Source organism: Streptomyces sp. NPDC002788 (assembly GCF_053592115.1).
This window is the reverse complement of record NZ_JBSFVB010000028.1, coordinates 52,815-71,622: the sequence shown is the minus strand read 5'-3', so window position 1 is coordinate 71,622 and position 18,808 is coordinate 52,815. Positions and strand designations below refer to the sequence as shown.

The window sequence follows — 18,808 nt, the reverse complement described above, 5'->3', positions numbered from 1 at the left end:
GACAAGCGCGGTTTGCGGCGCGGACTCCTCGCGGCGAGGAGCAGGTTGACAGCGGATGACCTGCGGGAAACCTCGGCGGCGCTGGCCGGACGGGCACTGGAGCTGCCCGAGTTGGCGAGGGCCGGCACGGTGGCGGCGTACGTCTCGGTGGGGAGCGAACCGGGGACGCTCGCGCTCCTGGACGCCCTGCACGCCCGGGGCGTGCGCGTACTGCTGCCGGTGCTGCTGCCCGACAACGACCTGGACTGGGGCGAGTACGAGGGCGAGGGCTCGCTGGCGCGTGTCCGACACGGCGGCCGGATGGCCCTCTTCGAGCCCGCGGGCGAGCGCCTCGGGCCGGACGCGGTGACCGCCGCGGACGCCGTGCTGCTGCCCGGGCTCGCGGTCGACGCGCGCGGGATGCGGCTGGGACGTGGCGGGGGCTCGTACGACCGGGTGCTGGCGCGGCTGGAGCGGGCGGGGGCCCGTCCCGCGCTGGTGGTGCTGTTGTACGACTCGGAGGTGGTCGAGCACGTCCCCGCGGAGCCGCACGACCGGCCGGTGCACGCGGTGGTGACGCCGTCGGGAGTGCGGCGGTTCCGGCGGGAGCCCTGACGCCGAACGGCCCTCCACGCACGCGTGGAGGGCCGTTCGGCTGCCGGTGTCAGCGGCTCACGGTTTGAGCACCAGCTTGTCGGCTGTGCTGTTCTCGACCGCCCGGTCCGAGAAGGACCAGGGCAGCAGTTCGCCGGCGGCCCACTTGTCCGTCTGGTCGACGTAGTGGGCGCTGTAGGCGTGCCCGGAGGCACCGCTGAGGTTGATCCAGCGGGACTTGTCGAGGTCGCCCAGGTTCACCACCATCCGCATGGACGGCACCCACACCACCCCGTAGCCGCCGGCCGCGTTCCAGCCGGTCGCGTTGACCGTGGCCTCGCCGCCGCCGAGCTCCCAGGGGCCTCGGTTGAGGGCGTACTGGATGAACTCGGGGCCCGCGGTGCCGAGGGTCTGGTTCTTCAGGAACAGCCGGTGCAGCCGGCCCCAGCTCCAGGAGTCGATGTCCTTGCCGAGCTTGGCGGTCAGCTCCCAGCGGGCGTCGATCATGGCCCTCTTGAACAGGTCGTCGCGGTTGTCGGCGCCGGGGCGGCTGTTGCTCACCTTGGGCGTCTTCCACCAGTCGCTGTCCGGCTGGTTCATGAGCTTGCGCACCACCTCGAACCAGCGGTCGCCGCCGTCCGGCTGCGCCTGGTCGGGGTCGCGCTGGCCGCACTCGCGGACCTTCTCGGCCTTGTCGGCGGGGCCGGTGGTGTTGACCGGCTCGACCCACAGACACTGGCCCTTGGGCCGCAGCTCCTTGGGCAGCTTGTTGCCGAAGGCGAGCTTGAGGACGTTGCGCCAGACCGCGTTGAAGTACGCGGCGGCCGCCGAGTCGGCGTCCTGGGTGTAGTCCCAGCCCTCGAGGAGCTTCTGCGCCTGGCGGACGTCCTTGTTCTCGGGGTCGATCTTCAGCAGCGTGGGCACCAGCAGGCGGGCGATCTCGCTGCTGTTGTCCAGCTGCATCTGCCGCATGTCGTCGGTGGAGATCTTGCCGCCGTCCTTGGTCTTCGACTGGATCAGGTCGGTGATCCGCTGGCTGCGCGCGCCGTAGCCCCAGTCCGTGGTGAGCGTGTAGGGGTACTTGTCCGGGTCGATCACGGCCTGGTTGGCGGTGACGATGTAGCCGCGGTCCGGGTTGTACTCGTAGGGCAGCGCGTCCTGCGGGATGTAGTCGGTCCACCGGTACTTGGAGTCCCAGCCGGGCGACGGGATGGAGCCGTCGTCTCCCTTCGCGCGCATGGGGATCTTGCCCGGCAGGGTGTAGCCGATGTTGTCCTCGGTGTCCGCGTAGACCAGGTTCTGCGAGGGCACGTCGAACAGCCCGGCGGCCTTGCGGAAGTCGGTCCAGTTCTTCGCCCTGTCCATGGCGAAGACGGCGTCCATGGTGGTCCCGGGCTGCAGTGCGGTCCAGCGCAGCGCCACGCCGTAGCCGTCGCCTCTGTCGGGTGCGGCGGTGTCGACGGTGGCCTTTCTGCCGACCTTCACGAGTTCCTCGTCGCGGTCGGACAGCAGGGGCATCCCGTCCTCGGTCTGCCGTACGACGATCTTCTTCGGTGCGCCGCCGGCGACCTTGATGGTCTCCTCGCGCGTCTCGAAGGGCTTGATCTTGCCGTCGTACAGGTAGCCGTCGCCGGTGATCTTCTCCAGGTAGAGGTCCGTGACGTCGACGCCGGAGTTGGTCATGCCCCAGGCGATGTCCTGGTTGTGACCGATTATCACGCCTGGCATGCCGGCGAAGGTGTAGCCGCTGACGTCGTACTGGCAGGTGCTGGAGACGCTGCGGCAGTGCAGGCCCATCTGGTACCAGACGGACGGCAGCGAGGGCGACAGGTGCGGGTCGTTGGCCAGCAGCGGCTTGCCGGTGATCGTGTGCTTCCCGCCGACGACCCACGAGTTGGAGCCGATGCCGTCGCCGTTCACGCCGACGGCCGGCGGGAGGTCGTCCAGGGCATTGGTGAGGCCGCCGAGCTGGCTGTCCAGGCCCTCGGTGCCCGAAGCGCCGGAGGCGGTGCCGGACGTACCGGAGGCGGTGCCCGAGGTGCCGGAGCTGCCGGACGCCGTGCCCGCGGTGCCGGTGGAGGTGCCGCCGGTCCCGCTGGTGCCGGACGTGCCGCTCGTGCCGCCCTGTTCGAACGCGCCCGTCAGCTCGCTGTACTGGCCCTCCTGGACGATCGCCTTGTTCCGGCTGTACGGGTACTGCGGGTACAGGTCGGCGATCTGCTTCGGGCCGAGGCGGCTGGTCAGCAGGGCGCGGTCGATCTCGTCCTGCATGTTGCCGCGCAGGTCCCAGGCCATCGCCTTCAGCCAGGAGATCGAGTCGACCGGCGTCCACCGCTGCGGCTTGTAGTCGTTGGTGAAGCCCAGCGCCGCGTACTCCAGGGAGATGTCCTTGCCGTCCTTGCCCTGGAGGTAGGCGTTGACCCCCTTGGCGTACGCCTGGAGGTACTTCTTCGTGGCGGCCGACAGCTTGGTGTCGTACTCCTGTTTGGCGACCCGGTCCCAGCCCAGCGTGCGCAGGAACTCGTCGTTGTCGACCTGGCTCTTGCCGAACATCTCCGACAGGCGCCCGGCGGCCATGTGGCGGCGGACGTCCATCTCGTAGAACCGGTCCTGCGCCTGGACGTAGCCCTGCGCCATGAACAGGTCCGCGTCGGAGGAGGCGTAGATCTGCGGGATGCCGTAGTTGTCTCGTTTGACCTCGACGGGTCCCGACAGGCCCTGCAGTGGGAGGGTGCCCTTGGTCTGCGGGAAGGAGGCCCGGACGGTGCTGATGGTCCAGTACGCCCCGAAGGCGGCGCCCCCGATGAGGGCCAGCACCAGGACGAGCACGATCAGACGGGCTTTGCGCCCCTTTCTCCTGCCGGACTTGGCGGGCTGCTGACCCGTGGAGGCGGTGGTGTTGGGGGGCATCGCTGTCCTTGCTGTCCTAACGCGAGCGGCAGGTTCGGCTGTGCTTTTAACTGAGCGCTGGAGCAACGATAGGCGCAGGGCCTTGCGGCCCTTGACGCGGAGTCGGGAACCGGCACGGACGGATGTTCGATCTTGCCCTCTCGAGCGTCAAGAAATCGTCAAGAGTTAGGTAAGGTAACGAAGTAGTCGGCGCGGTGCGCCACAGCTTCATGTGCGATGTACGTGAGCCCACGCGCGGGTGCGTGCGGGCCAGGGAAGGATTCGGCCGCTGACTGTTCACCACCTCAACCAGCTCCTGCTCGTCTGCTCGCTCGTCCTGCTCGTCGCCGTCGCAGCGGTACGGATCTCCTCGCGCAGCGGGCTTCCCAGCCTGCTCGTGTACCTGGGCATCGGCGTCGCGATGGGCCAGGACGGCATCGGGGACATCCACTTCGACAACGCCGAACTGACCCAGGTCATCGGGTACGCGGCCCTGGTCGTGATCCTGGCCGAGGGTGGTCTCGGCACGAAGTGGAAGGAGATCAAGCCGGCCCTGCCGGCCGCCACCGTGCTGGCGCTGGCGGGTGTGGCGGTGAGCGTCGGGGTCACGGCCTCGGCCGCGCACTACCTGATCGGGCTCGAGTGGCGGCAGGCGCTCATCATCGGGGCGGTCGTCTCCTCGACCGACGCGGCGGCCGTGTTCTCCGTGCTGCGCAAGATCCCGCTCCCCGCACGCGTGACGGGCACGCTGGAGGCGGAGTCCGGATTCAACGACGCACCCGTGGTCATCCTCGTGGTGTCCCTGTCCACGGCCGGGCCGGTCGACCACTGGTACGTGCTCCTGGGCGTGATCCTGCTGGAGCTGGCCATCGGCGCGGCCATCGGGCTCGCGGTGGGCTGGCTGGGTTCCTGGGGCCTCAGGCACGTGGCGCTGCCCGCCTCCGGCCTCTACCCGATCGCCGTCATGGCGATCGCCGTGGTGGCGTACGCGGCGGGCGCGCTGGCCCACGGCAGCGGCTTCCTCGCGGTGTATCTCGCCGCGATGGTGATGGGCAACGCGCGACTGCCGCACTGGCCGGCCACGCGCGGCTTCGCCGACGGGCTCGGCTGGATGGCCCAGATCGGCATGTTCGTCCTGCTCGGGCTGCTGGTCACCCCGCACGAGCTGGGCGACGACATCGTGCCCGCGCTGGTCATCGGGCTGGTGCTGACCATGGTCGCGCGTCCGCTGAGCGTGGTGTTCTGCCTGTCGCCGTTCCGGGTCCCCTGGCAGGAGCAGGCCCTGATGTCCTGGGCGGGGCTGCGCGGGGCCGTGCCCATCATTCTGGCGACGATCCCCATGGTGGCGGGCCTGGACGCCAGCCGCCGGATCTTCAACATCGTCTTCATCCTGGTCGTCGTCTACACGCTCGTCCAGGGGCCGACGCTGCCCTGGCTGGGCCGCAAGCTGCACCTCGGCGACGGTTCGGAGGCCGCCGACCTCGGCATCGAGTCGGCCCCGCTGGAGCGGCTGCGCGGGCATCTGCTGTCCGTGGCGATCCCCGAGGGATCGAAGATGCACGGCGTGGAGGTGGCCGAGCTGCGCCTGCCGCACGGTGCCGCCGTGACGCTCATCGTGCGCGGGGGCGAGTCCTTCGTTCCGTTGCCGACGACGATATTGCAGCGGGGAGACGAGCTCCTCGTGATCGCCACGGACCCCGTCCGGGACGCGACCGAGAGCCGGCTGCGGGCCGTCGGGCACGGCGGCAAGCTGGCGGGTTGGCTGGGGACGGACGGGGCGGGTCGTTGAGGCGCCGGGACGTCAGGGCGTCGCGGCGTCAGGGGGCGTCAGGCCGCCGGGTCGCTGAAGGGCGTTTTGCGTCGTTCGCGTTTGTAAGGTGGGCAGGCTCATGGTGCTCACTTTCACAGGCCCGCCACCCCTTGATCCCTGTACGATGAAGGCGTACCCAGATCGAACCAACTCTGCCTGACGCAGAGCTGGCGCGACCGTATGGCGGTCGGGACGACCCTCCTCACCGGGCCCCGGCATCTACCGCAGTTCCGCGCAAGAGGACAGCTCTCGGCGCCGCCCACCGACGGGGCGCGCTACCAGGCGGCAGAAAGGCACGGGCCGTGGAGTCCACGGTCACCCCGAAGAAGTCGAAGAACTCGACGGCTTCCGCCCGCCCGGGATACGGCCGGCTGCTGCGCACCCGCGGCGCCTGGACGTTCCTGCTCCCCGGCTTCGCGGCACGCCAGCCGTTCGCGATGCTGACCATCTCCATCGTGCTGCTGGTGCAGCACACCACCGGCTCGTACGGGGCGGCGGGCGCCGTCGCGGCCGCCACCGGTGTCTCCATGGCGCTGTTCGCGCCCTACAGCGGCCGTCTCGCCGACCGCTACGGGCAGCGTGCCGTGCTGGTCCCGGGGGTGCTGCTGCACACCCTGGCCGGACTGACCCTGACGGCGCTGGCGCTCATGGACGCGCCCCTGTGGGCCCTGTTCGCGGCGGCCGTCCCGACCGGCGCCTCGGTGCCGCAGATCGGGCCCATGGTGCGGGCCCGCTGGGGTGTGAAGCTGGGGGACTCGCCGCTGATGACCACCGCGGCGGCCTTCGAGTCCGTGACGGACGAGCTGACCTTCGTCCTCGGGCCGCTGCTGGCCACCGCCCTGTGCACGGCGGTCGACCCGGCCGCCGGGCTGGTCACGGAGGCATCGCTGACCCTGCTCGGCGGTCTGCTGTTCGCCGCGCGGAAGAGCACCCAGCCCTCGGTGTCGGGCGGCGGCCACGCGCGCGTGGAGCACGGTTCCGCACTGCGCGTCCCCGGGGTGCGCGTGCTGATCGTGACCTTCCTGGGCATCGGCACCGTCTTCGGCGGCATGCAGGTCTCGCTGGCCGCGTTCACCGAGTCGATCGGTGAACCGGGCCTGAACGGCGTCCTCTACGGCGTCTTCGCCGCGGGCAACATGCTCTCCGGCCTCGTCTGCGGCGCGATCGCCTGGAAGGCGGCCCCGCAGCGGCGCCTGGTCATCGGCTACACCGCCCTCGCCCTGGCCGCGTCGGGTCTGTGGACCGCCCACTCGGTCCTGGTCCTCGGCGGCCTCGGCCTGCTGGTCGGCATGTGCATCGCGCCCGCCCTGATCACCGGCTACACCCTGGTCGACGGCCTGGTCCCGGCCGGCGCCCGCACCGAGGCCTTCACCTGGCTGACCGGCGCGGTGGCGCTGGGCCAGGCCGCCGCGGTCACGGTCGCCGGACAGCTGGAGGACCGCCTGTGGGGCGGCGCAGGTTTCCTGGTGCCGATGGGCGGCACCGTGCTCGCCCTGGTGACCCTTCTGTCCCTGCGTTCCCGGCTGGCGGCACGGGCCCACGGCCGCACCGTGGCACGTGGCGTGGGTCACCGCGTGCCGGTGGCAGTGGACTGAGCGGCCGGAATACGTCACTATGGATCGTCGTTAGCACTCATCGAGTGAGAGTGCCAGGAGGAAGACAGTGCCCACCTACCAGTACCAGTGCACCGCGTGCGGCGAGGGCCTCGAGGCGGTGCAGAAGTTCACCGACGACGCCCTGACCGAGTGCCCCAGCTGCCAGGGCCGCCTGAAGAAGGTGTTCTCGGCGGTCGGCATTGTCTTCAAGGGCTCCGGCTTCTACCGGAACGACAGCCGCGGCTCCTCGTCGAGCAGCTCCCCGGCTGCGTCGAAGTCGTCGAGCTCCTCCTCGTCGTCCTCGGACTCCGGCTCGTCGAGCTCCGGTGCGAGCTCGTCGTCGAGCACGGGCAGCTCCGCCAGCAGCACCACCGCCGCGTAAGGCCTGATCACCGGACCCTGCCGCCCTCGGGGCGACAGGGTCCTCGGCGTTTCCGCGTGCGGTTAGGGTGCGGGCATGGCGAACAACGCGAACGTGGTGAACGCGGGTGGCGGGGCGAGCGCCCGTGGCGAGGAGAACCCGGACGGCCGGGTGAGCGCCGGTGGCGGGGCGAGCGCGGGCGGTGCCGGGATCGGCGTCATCGGGGGCTCGGGGTTCTACTCCTTCCTCGACGACGTGACCGAGATCCAGGTCGACACCCCGTACGGGCCGCCCAGCGACTCCCTCTTCCTCGGTGAGGTCGCCGGCCAGAGGGTCGCCTTCCTGCCCCGGCACGGGCGGGGCCACCATCTGCCGCCGCACCGGATCAACTACCGGGCCAACCTGTGGGCACTGCGGTCGGTCGGTGTGCGCCAGGTCCTCGCGCCGTGCGCCGTGGGCGGGCTGCGCCCCGAGTACGGGCCGGGCACGCTGCTGGTGCCGGACCAGCTGGTCGACCGCACGAAGTCCCGCGCGAACACCTACTTCGACGGGCTGCCGCTGCCCGACGGCTCGATGCCGAACGTCGTACACGTGTCGCTGGCCGATCCCTACTGCCCCACCGGTCGGACCGTGGCGCTGAAGGCGGCGCGCGGCCGGGACTGGGAGCCGGTGGACGGCGGCACGCTGGTCGTGGTCGAGGGGCCGCGCTTCTCGACCCGTGCCGAATCGTTGTGGCACCAGGCGCAGGGCTGGTCCGTGGTGGGCATGACCGGCCACCCCGAGGCTGCGCTCGCCCGTGAGCTGGAGCTCTGCTACACGTCCCTGACGCTGGTGACCGACCTCGACGCCGGTGCGGAGACCGGGGAGGGCGTCTCGCACGACGAGGTGCTGCGGGTGTTCGCGGCCAACGTGGACCGGCTGCGCGGGGTGCTGTTCGACGCGGTGGCCGGGTTGCCGGCCGAGGGCGAGCGGGACTGCCTTTGTGTGAGTGCGCTGGGCGGGATGGATCCGGGGTTCGCGCTGCCGTAGGGGGCGGGACCGGAAGTCGCCGTTCGGGTGAGGGAGTCGTCCACAGGCCGGTGGTGCGTCCACAGGCCCGAGCGGGCGATGGTGCGAAGCCTCATCGTGGGGAGCGCAAGCCGGTCCCTCGTCGCAGGTGGTGGTTCCCGTGTCCGTCGCTCGGTCTTCGTCCGCTCGGTCTTCGTCTCCCTCTTGGTCCGTTGCCGAGTGCCCGCCCGGGGCGCAGGTGCCCGCGACCCGTGAGGTGCCGCGGTTCGATCCTGTACGGGTGCGCGGCGGCCGGTGCCGGCCCGACCGGCTCGGGCGGCACCGGCGGCGGGCTCTCGCGGTCGGGCTCGCGGTCACCGCGACCGCACTGGTGGCGGCGGGACCGCGGGACACCGACGGGGCCCGTGGCCGGCCCCGGGCTCAGTCTCCGGCGCACACGACCTCGGTGCCGGGAGAGCAGCCGGTGCACACGCGCCGTGCCGCCGGGGCGGTGGCGGCTCCGGTCCGGATCGCCGACGCGGCCACCGTTCGGCTGCTGCGGCCCGGTGACCGGGTCGACGTCATCGCCGCCGAGGAGACGGCGACGGGCGGCGATGCCCGGGTGGTCGCCCGCGGGGCCAGGGTGACGAAGGTTCCGGAGCCCCTGGAGGGCGCGTCCGACGGCGGGGCGCTGGTCGTGCTCTCGGTGCCGCGTGGCACCGCCGCCCGGCTGGCCGGCGCGAGCACCACGGGGCAGCTGGCGGTGACGCTGTGGTGATGTCCGCGGAGGTCACGCGCACGGTCTCGACGAGGTCCTCTTCGGGGGGACCCGGGTGCTCCGTTCGGCCCAACGTTGACGTAGGTTGCGGAGCGTTTTGTTCCGCAGGTTGCGCGTGCGAGGAGAGGCCCCGACGTGAGCGAGAAGAAGGAACCGAGTGTCTGGGAGGGCTTCAAGGCCTTCCTGATGCGCGGGAACGTCGTCGATCTGGCGGTGGCGGTGGTGATCGGTGCCGCCTTCACCAACATCGTCAACGCGTTGGTGAAGGGGATCATCAATCCGGTCGTCGGGGCCATCGGGACCAAGAACCTCGACCACTACAGCTCGTGCCTGAGCTCGACCTGCGAGGGCGAGCGGGGCATCCAGCTCCTGTGGGGCTCGGTCCTCGGCGCCACCCTGAGCTTCGTGATCACCGCGGCGGTCGTCTACTTCCTGATGGTCCTGCCCATGGCGAAGTACCTGGCCCGGATGGAGGCCCGCCGCAAGGCGAAGGAGGGCGCGCAGGAGGTCATGGACGTGACCGAGCTGGAGGTGCTGAAGGAGATCCGGGACGCGCTGGTCGCCCAGCGCGGCTCGGCGCACGACCGGCAGTAGCGCTGCGGTCTGCCGCCCGGCCGGCTCGGCCGCTTCGGAGCGCGCCGCGTGCGGCGGCCCGGCTGGTTCAGGGGTCCTTTCACTATGAGCGTCCGATCAGGTCGCGTGGTCCGGTGCCGTGCGTCGCAAGGCGCCGGAGTGCCCTGGTAGCGGAGATACCCGGGCGTTCCACAACCGCGGCGAGGCGCGGTGCCGGGCCGCGCGACCCGGGCGGGCACAGTGCGAGGACCCCTCAGAAGTGGTGGGGCGGCTTCTCGTCGAGGAAGCGCCTGAGGTCGGCCGCGCCGCCGCCGGAGTCGGTGCGCTCGCCCCAGCCACGGTCGGTGTCGTCGGGGGACTGCTGGTCGAGCGGGTCGTCGAAGACCAGCGCGGGCTTCGGCTCTCGCGGCTCGGGCTCGGGGGCGGTACTCATGCGTCCAGGGTACGGTCGCGGAGAAAATCTACGCGCCTTCCGTTGTGCACGGCATCATGACCTCCGGTACCGCTCCCCCGCCCGTCCCTTCCGGCGCGTCCGGCGGTCGCGGGCCACTGCGCGGGCTCAGGGCCCGCGACCGCGACGATGCGCACCGGGCGGCCTCGCCGCTGGAGCTCTTCTTCGACCTGTGCTTCGTCGTCGCGGTCGCCCAGGCGGGCATCCAGCTGGTGCACTCCGTCGCCGCGGGCCACGCGGGCGAGGGGATCACCGACGCGCGGAGAGGCACCGTTCCACGTCCTGGCATCCGCGCCACATCGCGGAGCGGTACGGGCTGTTCACCATCATCGTGCTGGGCGAGACGATCGCCGCGGCCACGGTCGCCGTGAAGTCCGGCGTCGACGAGAACGGCGCGCTGGGCGAGCTCCTCCCGATCGCGGCGGGTGGGCTGCTCATCGTGTTCGCCGCGTGGTGGCTCTACTTCGTGGTGCCCATCCACGGCCATCTGCGGTCCAGCCGGCAGGTGTTCCTGTGGGGCTACGGCCACTACCTGGTCTTCGCCTCGGCGGCCGCCATCGGGGCCGGCCTGGAGGTGGCGGTGGAGCACACGGTCGACAGGGCGCACATCTCCACGCTGGCGGCGTCGGCGGCCGTGACACTGCCGACGGCCCTCTATCCGCTGACCCTGTGGGCCCTGCACTCGCGCCACTTCAAGCGGGGCGTCACGCAGCAGCTGGTGCTGCCGACGACGGCACTGCTGGTGATCTGCTTCGCGCACCTGGGCGACGGGGCGGTGCTCGCGGCCGGGGTGGTCTGCGCGCTCGGTGGTGACGGGAGAGACCCTGGCCGTCACGCGCCTGACCGCTCGGAGCAGCGGGGCGGCGACACCGGCGGGGTGACGCTTCTCGCGGACACGGGGTGGTGCGGGCGGCGCCGTCGTGGGGCAAGGTCCGCTCGGGGCGGGCAGGCCGCGGGGCTGTCGCCCTCGGCCATGGGTGTGTCGCTGCTCGCGGCGGGCGCAGCCGGATCGCGGTGGTCGCAGCGGCGGCGGCCGGGGCAGCGGGCGGGCGACGTCGCCCGCGGCGCCGGAGGCCGGCTGTAGGACGGAGGCGGGGGCAGGCAGCGGGCCGACGGTGCCGACACGCTCGGCACGGTCGCTTCGGGCGGCGGCTGGAGAAGACTGTGCTCCATGACAGTTGACGCTCTGACGGATGTCTCCGGCCTGCGCGTGGGACACGCGACCAGCGCCGGCGACGGTTGGCTCACCGGGACCACGGTCGTGCTCGCCCAGGAGGGCGGGGCCGTGGCCGCCGTGGACGTGCGGGGCGGTGGTCCCGGCACCAAGGAGACGGACGCGCTGGACCCGCGCAACGTGGTGCGGAGGGTCGAGGCGATCGTGCTGACCGGCGGCAGCGCGTACGGGCTGGACGCGGCATCGGGGGTGATGGCCTGGCTGGAGGAACGGGGACGCGGTATCCGTGTCGGGGCGGACCCGGCGCACGTCGTGCCGGTGGTGCCCGCCGCCTGCGTCTTCGACCTGGGCCGGGGCGGCGACTTCCGGGCCCGGCCGGACGCGGCCACCGGCCGTGCCGCGGTCGAGGCGGCCGCCGCGAGCGGGCTCGGCGCACCGGTGCCGCAGGGGTGCGTGGGCGCCGGCACGGGCGCGGTGGTCGGGGTGGTGAAGGGTGGTGTCGGCAGCGCGAGCACGGTGCTCGACTCGGGGGTTACGGTGGCCGCGCTGGTGGTGGCCAACGCGGCGGGGTCGACGGTGGATCCGGAGACGGGGGTGCTGTACGGGGAGTTGTTCCAGGGGCGGGTGGAGTACCCGGACGCGGAGGTCCACGCGGCCGCGCTGCGGCGGCTCGCCGAGACGGCCGCGAGGAGCGCCCCTCCCCCGCTCAACACCACGCTTGCGGTGGTCGCCACGGACGCGGATCTGACGAAGGCGCAGGCGCAGAAGCTGGCGGGCACGGCGCACGACGGGATCGCCCGCGCGGTGCGGCCGGTGCACCTCCTCAACGACGGGGACACGGTGTTCGCGCTGGCGACGGGCGACCGCGCCCTGGACGCGGCGAACCCGCTCGCCCTCAACGAGGTCCTCGCGGCGGGCGCGGACATGGTGACCCGGGCGATCGTGCGGGCGGTGCGGGCCGCCGGCCCGGTGGACGGCCCGGGCGGGGCGTGGCCGTCGTACGGGGAGTTGTACGCGGGCCGCTGAACAAGCCTGCGAACACAGCGGATTCACAGCGGGGCCGGACTTTGTCGCGGTTCTGTCACGTGATGGCGTTCGCCGCGCACGGACGGAACCCGACCGGTCGCCCGGCCCCTCTTCCCTCACGTACTGGACCGGACCACGCACATCACACGAACTGGGAGCAGCCCGTGACAACGCCGGACATTGCAGCGCGGCGCGTACTGGGGGCCTGTGCCGCCCTGGTGGTCGGCGCCCTGACGCTCACCGCCTGCGGTGGCAGCGCCAACGCCAAGGACGACGAGAAGGGCGGCGAGGACGCCACGAAGACGTCCGTCGCGAAGATCGCCATCTCGGCGAAGGACGGTTCGACCGGCGCGTCCATCAACACCACCGGCGTGAAGGTCAGCGACGGGAAGCTGACCGAGGTGAGGATGACGGTGGCGGGCAGCGACCAGGCCGTTCCGGGCTCGGTCTCGGCCGACGGCAAGGTCTGGAAGCCGAAGGAGCAGTTGGAGCGCGGGACGAAGTACCAGATATCGGCGACCGCGAAGGACGCGGACGGCCGGACGGCCGCGGCCAACTCGATCTTCACGACGGTGACGTCCTCGAACAGCTTCATCGGGACGTACACACCGGACAACGGCACCACGGTCGGTGTGGGCATGCCGGTGTCGTTCACCTTCGACAAGGCCATCACGGACCGCAAGGCCGTGCAGTCGCACATCTCGGTCACGTCCAGCAGCGGGCAGAAGGTCGTCGGACACTGGTTCAACGGGCAGCGGCTCGACTTCCGGCCCGGGGAGTACTGGAAGGCCGGCTCCAAGGTCACCATGAAGATCGACCTGGACGGGGTCGAGGGCGCGAACGGCGTGTACGGCGTGCAGAAGAAGACGGTCACGTTCACCGTCGGGCGTTCGCAGGTCTCCACGGTCGACGCCAGCACGCAGACCATGACGGTCGTCCGGGACGGCCGGACCATCAAGACGATCCCGATCTCGGCGGGCAGCCCGCAGCACACCACGTACAACGGGCAGATGGTGATCTCCGAGAAGTTCGTCCAGACCCGGATGAACAGCCAGACGGTCGGGCTGGGCGGTGAGTACGACATCCCCGACGTGCCGCACGCGATGCGCCTGACGACGTCGGGCACGTTCATCCACGGCAACTACTGGTACAACAAGGGCAATCCGCCCTTCGGTCGCCAGGGCACCAGCCACGGCTGCGTCGGCCTCGCGGACGTCCAGGGCGCCGAGGGCAGCACGCCTGCCAAGTGGTTCTACGACAACTCCCTCATCGGGGACGTGGTGATCGTGAAGAACTCCCACGACAAGACGGTGGCACCGGACAACGGGCTCAACGGCTGGAACATGGCGTGGAGCCAGTGGGTCGCGGGCAGCGCCTCCTGACCGGTCGAAGTACCGCCCCGACTGGGGTCCTCGACGAATCGGCCGGGGCCGTGCGGGAACTTTTCGCGCGGCCCGGGCGTCATCCCGGACGTACGTTTTCTCGGTTCCCGGACATGATGTCCGACCGAGGGGCTACGGTATGCACCCACAAGGTGACATGCAGCAACGCCGGGAGAAACCTTGAGCGTTCCGTACGAGACGGCAGCGTACGAACCCCATGACTCGCCCGAGTCTCCGGAGGAGCACCTCGCGCGACTCCTCGGCCGTGCCCTGAACTCCTTCGAGCTACCGGACGAGACAATAGGACTGCTGGACTGCGCGCTGGCGCATGACGGTTCGCTGCATTCCGCGCACCACAGCGAGGGCCTGCACCGCGAGACGTACCGGCACACCTGGCTGCTCGCCGACGGTTCCGCGCTCACGCTCTGGGAGCTCGTCCACAACACCGCGCCGGGCAGGGAGCCGCAGCACGAGGTGTATGTCGACGAGGAGGAGCTGCGAGCCGCTACCGCGCGGCTGCCGCTGCCGCCGGACACCCCGGACTTCGAGCTGCCGGTGACGGTGCAGCTGTCGCCGGTCGCCGCTCCGCGGCACGCGTACGCCGGGGACGACTCCGCGGACCACGCGCGCCGTTTACTGCGCCGGGCGGAGAACCCCGACCGGCCGGGCGGGGACACGGCGGCCCGGCTGGCCACCGCGTCCGGGCACCGGATCACCCAGGCCTTCGGCCGCCCGTGCCGCGCGGGCCGGGCGGGGCTGGGCTTCTCGCTGTACGAGCACGCGTTCCTGCTGCGCGACGGCGAGGAGGTCTCCCTGTGGGAGGTCGAGCACACGGCGACGCCGGACGGGCGGCACATGTGTGAGGTGTACGTCAGCGAGGACGCGGCACGCGAGGCGATGGAGCGGCGGGCGGCGCAGCTCTCCTAGGCCGTGTCGCCGAGTCGGCGCACCAGCTCGGCGAAGGCGTCTCTCTCCTCGGAGGTCAGCTCCGCGGACTCCGACCGAGGGCCTGCCTGCCGCTGCTGCGGGAGGGCGGGGAGAGGGTGACCTTCGGGCCACCGGGAGACGTGCTCGGGCATGCGCCCCAGTAGACACCACGGCCCGGGACTTCGGTCCCGGGCCGTGACTTTCGTGATCTATCTCGCAGGTGGCATGAACGGTTCACATGCCCTGAAAGGGGCGAACCTCAGGCTGCCTCGCGCTTCGGTCGTTACGCCGCCACCGGCTGCTTCGCCTCCGCGGCCGGGGCCGCGGTGCCCTCGCCGGAGGCCGGTGTGGCGCCCGGCGCCGGCTTGCGCAGGCCCTTGAGGACGATCACCAGGGCCGTGGTGACGCAGACCCCCGCGGCGATGGCGACCAGGTAGAGCAGCGGGTTGCCGATCAGCGGCACCACGAAGATGCCGCCGTGCGGGGCGCGCAGAGTGGCGCCGAAGGCCATCGACAGGGCGCCGGTGATCGCGCCGCCCGCCATCGAGGCGGGGATGACGCGCAGCGGGTCGGCCGCCGCGAACGGGATCGCGCCCTCGGAGATGAAGGAGGCGCCGAGCACCCAGGCGGCCTTGCCGTTCTCGCGCTCGGTCTGCGTGAAGAGCTTGGCGCGCACGGTCGTGGCGAGGGCCATCGCGAGCGGCGGGACCATGCCGGCGGCCATCACCGCGGCCATGATCTTCATCGCCGAGTCGCTGGGGCTGGCGACCGCGATACCGGCGGTGGCGAAGGTGTAGGCGACCTTGTTGACGGGGCCGCCGAGGTCGAAGCACATCATCAGGCCGAGGAGCGCGCCGAGCAGGATCGCGTTGCTGCCGGACAGGCCGTTCAGCCAGTCGGTCATGCCCTTCTGTGCCTCGGCGATGGGCTTGCCGATGACGACGAACATCAGGAACCCGACGATCGCCGAGGAGATCAGCGGGATCACCACCACCGGCATGATGCCGCGCAGCGCCGCCGGGATGTTCACCTTCTGGATCGCCAGCACCACGCCACCGGCGATCAGACCGGCCGCGAGACCGCCGAGGAAGCCCGCGTTGATGTTGAACGCGATCATGCCACCGACGAACCCGGGGACGATACCGGGCCGGTCCGCCATGCCGTAGGCGATGTAGCCCGCGAGCACCGGGACCAGGAAGCCGAAGGCCACGCCGCCGATCTGGAAGAGCAGGGCCGCCCAGCTGTCGGCCTGCGTCCACAGGAAGTGGTCCATCACCGACGGGGCCTTGTTGATCTCGTAGCCGCCGATCGCGAAGCCGAGGGCGATGAGCAGACCGCCCGCCGCGACGAACGGCACCATGTAACTGACGCCGGACATCAGCCACTTGCGCAGCTTGGTGCCGTACCCCTCGTCGGATTCGCCGGAGCGCTCCACCGGAGTGGCCGGCGCCGACCCGGAGGTGACCTCACCGCGGGCGGCCTTCTGGCGGACTTCGGTGATGAGTTCCGCGGGGCGGTTGATGCCCGCCTTCACGCCGACGTCGACGGTCGGCTTCCCGGCGAAGCGCTCCTTCTCCCGTACGGGCACGTCATGGGCGAAGATCACGGCGTCCGCCGCCGCGATGACCGCCGGGTCGAGCCGGGTGAAGCCGGCCGAGCCCTGGGTCTCGACGGTGAGTTCGACGCCCGCCTCACGGCCGGCGGTCTCCAGCGACTCGGCCGCCATGTAGGTGTGGGCGATGCCGGTGGGGCAGGAGGTGACGGCGACGATGCGGAACGGGCGCTCCCCCGCATCGGCGGCGTCGTCGTCGGTGACCGTGGCGGCGGCGGGAGAGGCCGCTCCCGCCGACGCCACGGGGTCTTCGGAGCCCGCCTCGGCGGACTCGGCGGGCTCGTCGCCGCGGATCAGCGCCGCCGCGGCCGCCGCGTCACCCGCCGAGCGCAGCGCGTCGGTGAACTCGCTGTTCATCAGCTGCCTGGCCAACGACGACAGGATCGTCAGATGGGCGTCGTCGGCACCGGCCGGCGCCGCGATCAGGAAGATCAGGTCGGCGGGGCCGTCCGCCGCGCCGAAGTCGATGCCGGCGGAGCTGCGCCCGAAGGCGAGGGTCGGCTCGGTGACGTGCTCGCTGCGGCAGTGCGGGATGCCGATGCCGCCGTCGAGGCCGGTCGGCATCTGGGCCTCGCGGGCGGCCACGTCGGCGAGGAAGCCGTCCAGGTCGGTCACCCGGCCCAGGGCCACCATGCGCTCGGCGAGGGCGCGCGCCGCCGCTTCCTTGGTATCGGCGGACAGGTCGAGATCGACCAGATCCGCGGTGATCATGTCGCTCATCGCGGGCTCCTTAGCACGCGTATCGCCCGGTCGGTGAGGTGGGCGGGGAGGGGTACGGGGGTGCGGTGAGGGGTGAGGGGGGTGGAGGCGGGGAGTAACTGGGAGGGCCGCCGTTCACGAGTCCGTGCGTCCTGCTCGTCGTACGTCATGACGCCGGCTCCTTCAGCACACGGTCCGCCGGGACCTCGGAGGTGACCGTCACCGCCGCCGGGTCCAGGTCGCCCGGCGTCGGCATGACGCTGCCGGGCAGCTGGACGGCAGCCGCGCCGTGGGCGACCGCGGAGGCGAGGGCCTCGGGGCCGCTGCCGCCGGCGATCAGGAAGCCGGCGAGGGAGGAGTCTCCGGCGCCGACGTTGCTGCGGACGGCGTCGACGCGGGCGCTGCCGAACCAGGCGCCCTCCTCGGACACGAGCAGCTGCCCGTCGGCGCCGAGGCTGGCGAGGACGGCCCGGGCACCCATCTCGCGCAGTTCCTCGGCGGCCTTGACGGCGTCGCCGACGGTGGTGAGGGGGCGGCCGACGGCCTCGGACAGTTCCTCGACGTTCGGCTTGACCACGTCGGGCCGCTCGCGCAGGGCCGCGAGCAGCGCCGGACCGGAGGTGTCCAAGGCGATCCGGGCCCCGGCGGCGTGCGTGCGGGCGACCAGGTCGGCGTACCAGGAGGGGGCGAGGCCGCGCGGGAGGCTGCCGCAGCAGGCGATCCAGGAGGCGTCGCGGGAGTGCTGCCGTACGGTCTCCAGGAGCAGTTCGCGTTCGGCTTCGGACAGTTCCGGGCCCGGCGCGTTGATCTTCGTCAGGACGCCGTCGGACTCGGCGAGGGCGATGTTGGAGCGGGTGGCCCCGGCGACCGGGACCGGGGCGACCTCGATGCCCTGCTTGTCGAGCAGGTCGGCGACGAGGGCGCCGGGGGCGCCGCCCAGGGGCAGGATCGCCACCGTGCGCTGTCCGGCCGCGGCGACCGCGCGCGAGACGTTCACGCCCTTGCCGCCCGGGTCCATCCGCTCGCCGGTGGCGCGGATGACCTCGCCGCGGTCGAGGGACGGCACCTCGTAGGTGCGGTCCAGGGAGGGGTTGGGGGTGACGGTGAGGATCATGCGCGCACTACTTCCGTGCCGCCGCGCTCGATCGCGACGGCGTCCTCGGGGCTCAGCCCGCTGTCGGTGATCAGCAGGTCCACGTCGCTCAGGTCGCCGAAGCGGGCGAAATGCTCCTGGCCGTGCTTGGAGGAGTCGGCGAGCAGCACCACGCGGCGGGCGGCGGCCACGGCCGCGCGCTTCACCGCTGCCTCGGCGAGGTCGGGGGTGGTCAGGCCGTGCTCGGCGGAGAAGCCGTTGGCGGCCACGAACAGCACGTCGGCGCGGATCTCGCCGTATGCCCTGAGCGCCCAGGCGTCCACGGCGGCGCGCGTGCGGTGCCGTACGCGCCCTCCGATGAGGTGGAGCTGGATGCCGGGGTGGTCGGCGAGGCGGGCCGCGATGGGCAGGCTGTGCGTGACGACGGTGAGGGAGGCCTCCAGCGGGAGGGCTGCGGCCATCCGGGCCACGGTCGTACCCGCGTCGAGGATCATCGTGCCCTCGCTCGGCAGTTCCGCGAGGGCCGCCTTGGCGATGCGGTCCTTCTCGTCGGCCGCGGTGCCCTCGCGCTCGGCGAGGTCCGGCTCGAAGTCGAGGCGCCCGGACGGGATGGCCCCACCGTGCACGCGGCGGACCAGGCCGGCGCGGTCGAGGGCCTTCAGGTCGCGGCGGATCGTCTCCGCCGTCACCTGGAACTCCTCGGCCAGCGACACGACATCCACTCGGCCGCCGTCACGGGCGAGCCGGAGGATCTCCTGCTGCCGCTCCGGTGCGTACATGTCTGTTCGCCTCCGCCTCGTGCCCGAACGTGTGGTTTCAGCGGGAGGCTACGCCGAGATTTCAGCGAAGTAAACAGGTTCGGACCTAATCGGGCATGA

The 18,808-nt window shown here is 71.7% G+C and carries 16 protein-coding genes and 1 pseudogene; 11 read left to right on the top strand and 6 right to left on the bottom strand.

What is annotated here, in order from left to right; all coding sequences use genetic code 11:
• Positions 1–45 precede the first annotated feature (45 nt).
• A complete protein-coding gene (locus ACWD1U_RS35185; RefSeq protein ID WP_451113427.1) occupies positions 46–594 on the top strand; it encodes a 5-formyltetrahydrofolate cyclo-ligase in 549 nt (182 codons plus the stop codon).
• 57 nt (positions 595–651) lie between these two features.
• Here the strand turns inward: ACWD1U_RS35185 and ACWD1U_RS35180 are convergent, their stop codons facing one another.
• Positions 652–3,483, bottom strand: coding sequence for a penicillin acylase family protein (locus ACWD1U_RS35180; protein WP_451113426.1), 2,832 nt, complete (start codon positions 3,481–3,483; stop codon positions 652–654).
• Positions 3,484–3,721: 238 nt separating this feature from the next.
• Between ACWD1U_RS35180 and ACWD1U_RS35175 the strand changes: the two genes are divergently transcribed.
• From ACWD1U_RS35175 to mscL, 6 genes are all read left to right on the top strand, one after another.
• Positions 3,722–5,251, top strand: a complete 1,530-nt coding sequence (locus ACWD1U_RS35175) for a potassium/proton antiporter (protein ID WP_451113425.1) — start codon at positions 3,722–3,724, stop codon at positions 5,249–5,251.
• 323 nt (positions 5,252–5,574) lie between these two features.
• Positions 5,575–6,867, top strand: coding sequence for an MFS transporter (locus ACWD1U_RS35170; protein WP_451113424.1), 1,293 nt, complete (start codon positions 5,575–5,577; stop codon positions 6,865–6,867).
• A 67-nt stretch (positions 6,868–6,934) separates the two neighbouring features.
• Positions 6,935–7,249, top strand: a complete 315-nt coding sequence (locus ACWD1U_RS35165) for an FmdB family zinc ribbon protein (RefSeq protein ID WP_451113423.1) — start codon at positions 6,935–6,937, stop codon at positions 7,247–7,249.
• Between the two features lie 75 nt (positions 7,250–7,324).
• Complete coding sequence (locus ACWD1U_RS35160) at positions 7,325–8,257, top strand: S-methyl-5'-thioadenosine phosphorylase (RefSeq protein ID WP_451113422.1); 933 nt, start codon at positions 7,325–7,327, stop codon at positions 8,255–8,257.
• 217 nt (positions 8,258–8,474) lie between these two features.
• Complete coding sequence (locus ACWD1U_RS35155) at positions 8,475–8,993, top strand: hypothetical protein (protein ID WP_451113421.1); 519 nt, start codon at positions 8,475–8,477, stop codon at positions 8,991–8,993.
• Positions 8,994–9,128: 135 nt separating this feature from the next.
• The gene (mscL, locus tag ACWD1U_RS35150) at positions 9,129–9,587 is read left to right on the top strand and encodes a large conductance mechanosensitive channel protein MscL (RefSeq protein WP_451113420.1); all 459 of its coding nucleotides are present in this window, start codon (positions 9,129–9,131) and stop codon (positions 9,585–9,587) included.
• Between the two features lie 232 nt (positions 9,588–9,819).
• On the opposite strand, the gene ACWD1U_RS35145 is transcribed toward mscL, so the two are convergent.
• On the bottom strand, positions 9,820–9,999 hold the full coding sequence (locus ACWD1U_RS35145; protein WP_451113419.1) for a hypothetical protein: 180 nt from the start codon (positions 9,997–9,999) through the stop codon (positions 9,820–9,822).
• A gap of 56 nt (positions 10,000–10,055) precedes the next feature.
• Between ACWD1U_RS35145 and ACWD1U_RS35140 the strand changes: the two are divergent.
• The 4 genes and pseudogenes from ACWD1U_RS35140 to ACWD1U_RS35125 all read left to right on the top strand — a co-directional run bounded on the left by ACWD1U_RS35140 (position 10,056) and on the right by ACWD1U_RS35125 (position 14,526).
• Positions 10,056–10,898, top strand: a pseudogene (locus ACWD1U_RS35140) (low temperature requirement protein A).
• Positions 10,899–11,188: 290 nt separating this feature from the next.
• Positions 11,189–12,217 (top strand): P1 family peptidase, encoded by a 1,029-nt coding sequence (locus tag ACWD1U_RS35135; protein WP_451113418.1) that lies wholly within the window; start codon positions 11,189–11,191, stop codon positions 12,215–12,217.
• Positions 12,218–12,381: 164 nt separating this feature from the next.
• On the top strand, positions 12,382–13,599 hold the full coding sequence (locus ACWD1U_RS35130) for a L,D-transpeptidase (RefSeq protein WP_451113417.1): 1,218 nt from the start codon (positions 12,382–12,384) through the stop codon (positions 13,597–13,599).
• Positions 13,600–13,779: 180 nt separating this feature from the next.
• Positions 13,780–14,526, top strand: coding sequence for a DUF6227 family protein (locus ACWD1U_RS35125; protein WP_451113416.1), 747 nt, complete (start codon positions 13,780–13,782; stop codon positions 14,524–14,526).
• Here ACWD1U_RS35125 and ACWD1U_RS35120 read toward each other — a convergent pair.
• The 4 genes from ACWD1U_RS35120 to ACWD1U_RS35105 form a co-directional block, all read right to left on the bottom strand.
• The gene (locus tag ACWD1U_RS35120) at positions 14,523–14,678 is read right to left on the bottom strand and encodes a hypothetical protein (RefSeq protein WP_451113415.1); all 156 of its coding nucleotides are present in this window, start codon (positions 14,676–14,678) and stop codon (positions 14,523–14,525) included. The two genes, ACWD1U_RS35125 and ACWD1U_RS35120, sit on opposite strands and share 4 nt — an antisense overlap.
• A gap of 131 nt (positions 14,679–14,809) precedes the next feature.
• A complete protein-coding gene (locus ACWD1U_RS35115) occupies positions 14,810–16,858 on the bottom strand; it encodes a PTS fructose transporter subunit IIABC (RefSeq protein WP_451113414.1) in 2,049 nt (682 codons plus the stop codon).
• A 145-nt stretch (positions 16,859–17,003) separates the two neighbouring features.
• Entirely contained in the window at positions 17,004–17,951 is a 948-nt protein-coding gene (pfkB, locus tag ACWD1U_RS35110; protein WP_451113413.1) for a 1-phosphofructokinase, read from the bottom strand.
• Positions 17,948–18,709, bottom strand: a complete 762-nt coding sequence (locus ACWD1U_RS35105) for a DeoR/GlpR family DNA-binding transcription regulator (protein WP_451113412.1) — start codon at positions 18,707–18,709, stop codon at positions 17,948–17,950. Before ACWD1U_RS35105 ends, pfkB begins: the two co-directional genes overlap by 4 nt.
• Positions 18,710–18,808 lie beyond the last annotated feature (99 nt).

Bases quoted from the DNA above. Each gene is read 5' to 3' on its own strand.
- ACWD1U_RS35160 (WP_451113422.1), top strand. From the start codon at position 7,325: ATGGCGAACAACGCGAACGTGGTGAACGCGGGTGGCGGGGCGAGCGCC.
- pfkB (WP_451113413.1), bottom strand. From the start codon at position 17,951: ATGATCCTCACCGTCACCCCCAACCCCTCCCTGGACCGCACCTACGAG.
- ACWD1U_RS35180 (WP_451113426.1), bottom strand. From the start codon at position 3,483: ATGCCCCCCAACACCACCGCCTCCACGGGTCAGCAGCCCGCCAAGTCC.
- ACWD1U_RS35105 (WP_451113412.1), bottom strand. From the start codon at position 18,709: ATGTACGCACCGGAGCGGCAGCAGGAGATCCTCCGGCTCGCCCGTGAC.
- ACWD1U_RS35145 (WP_451113419.1), bottom strand. From the start codon at position 9,999: ATGAGTACCGCCCCCGAGCCCGAGCCGCGAGAGCCGAAGCCCGCGCTG.
- ACWD1U_RS35135 (WP_451113418.1), top strand. From the start codon at position 11,189: ATGACAGTTGACGCTCTGACGGATGTCTCCGGCCTGCGCGTGGGACAC.
- ACWD1U_RS35120 (WP_451113415.1), bottom strand. From the start codon at position 14,678: ATGCCCGAGCACGTCTCCCGGTGGCCCGAAGGTCACCCTCTCCCCGCC.
- ACWD1U_RS35115 (WP_451113414.1), bottom strand. From the start codon at position 16,858: ATGAGCGACATGATCACCGCGGATCTGGTCGATCTCGACCTGTCCGCC.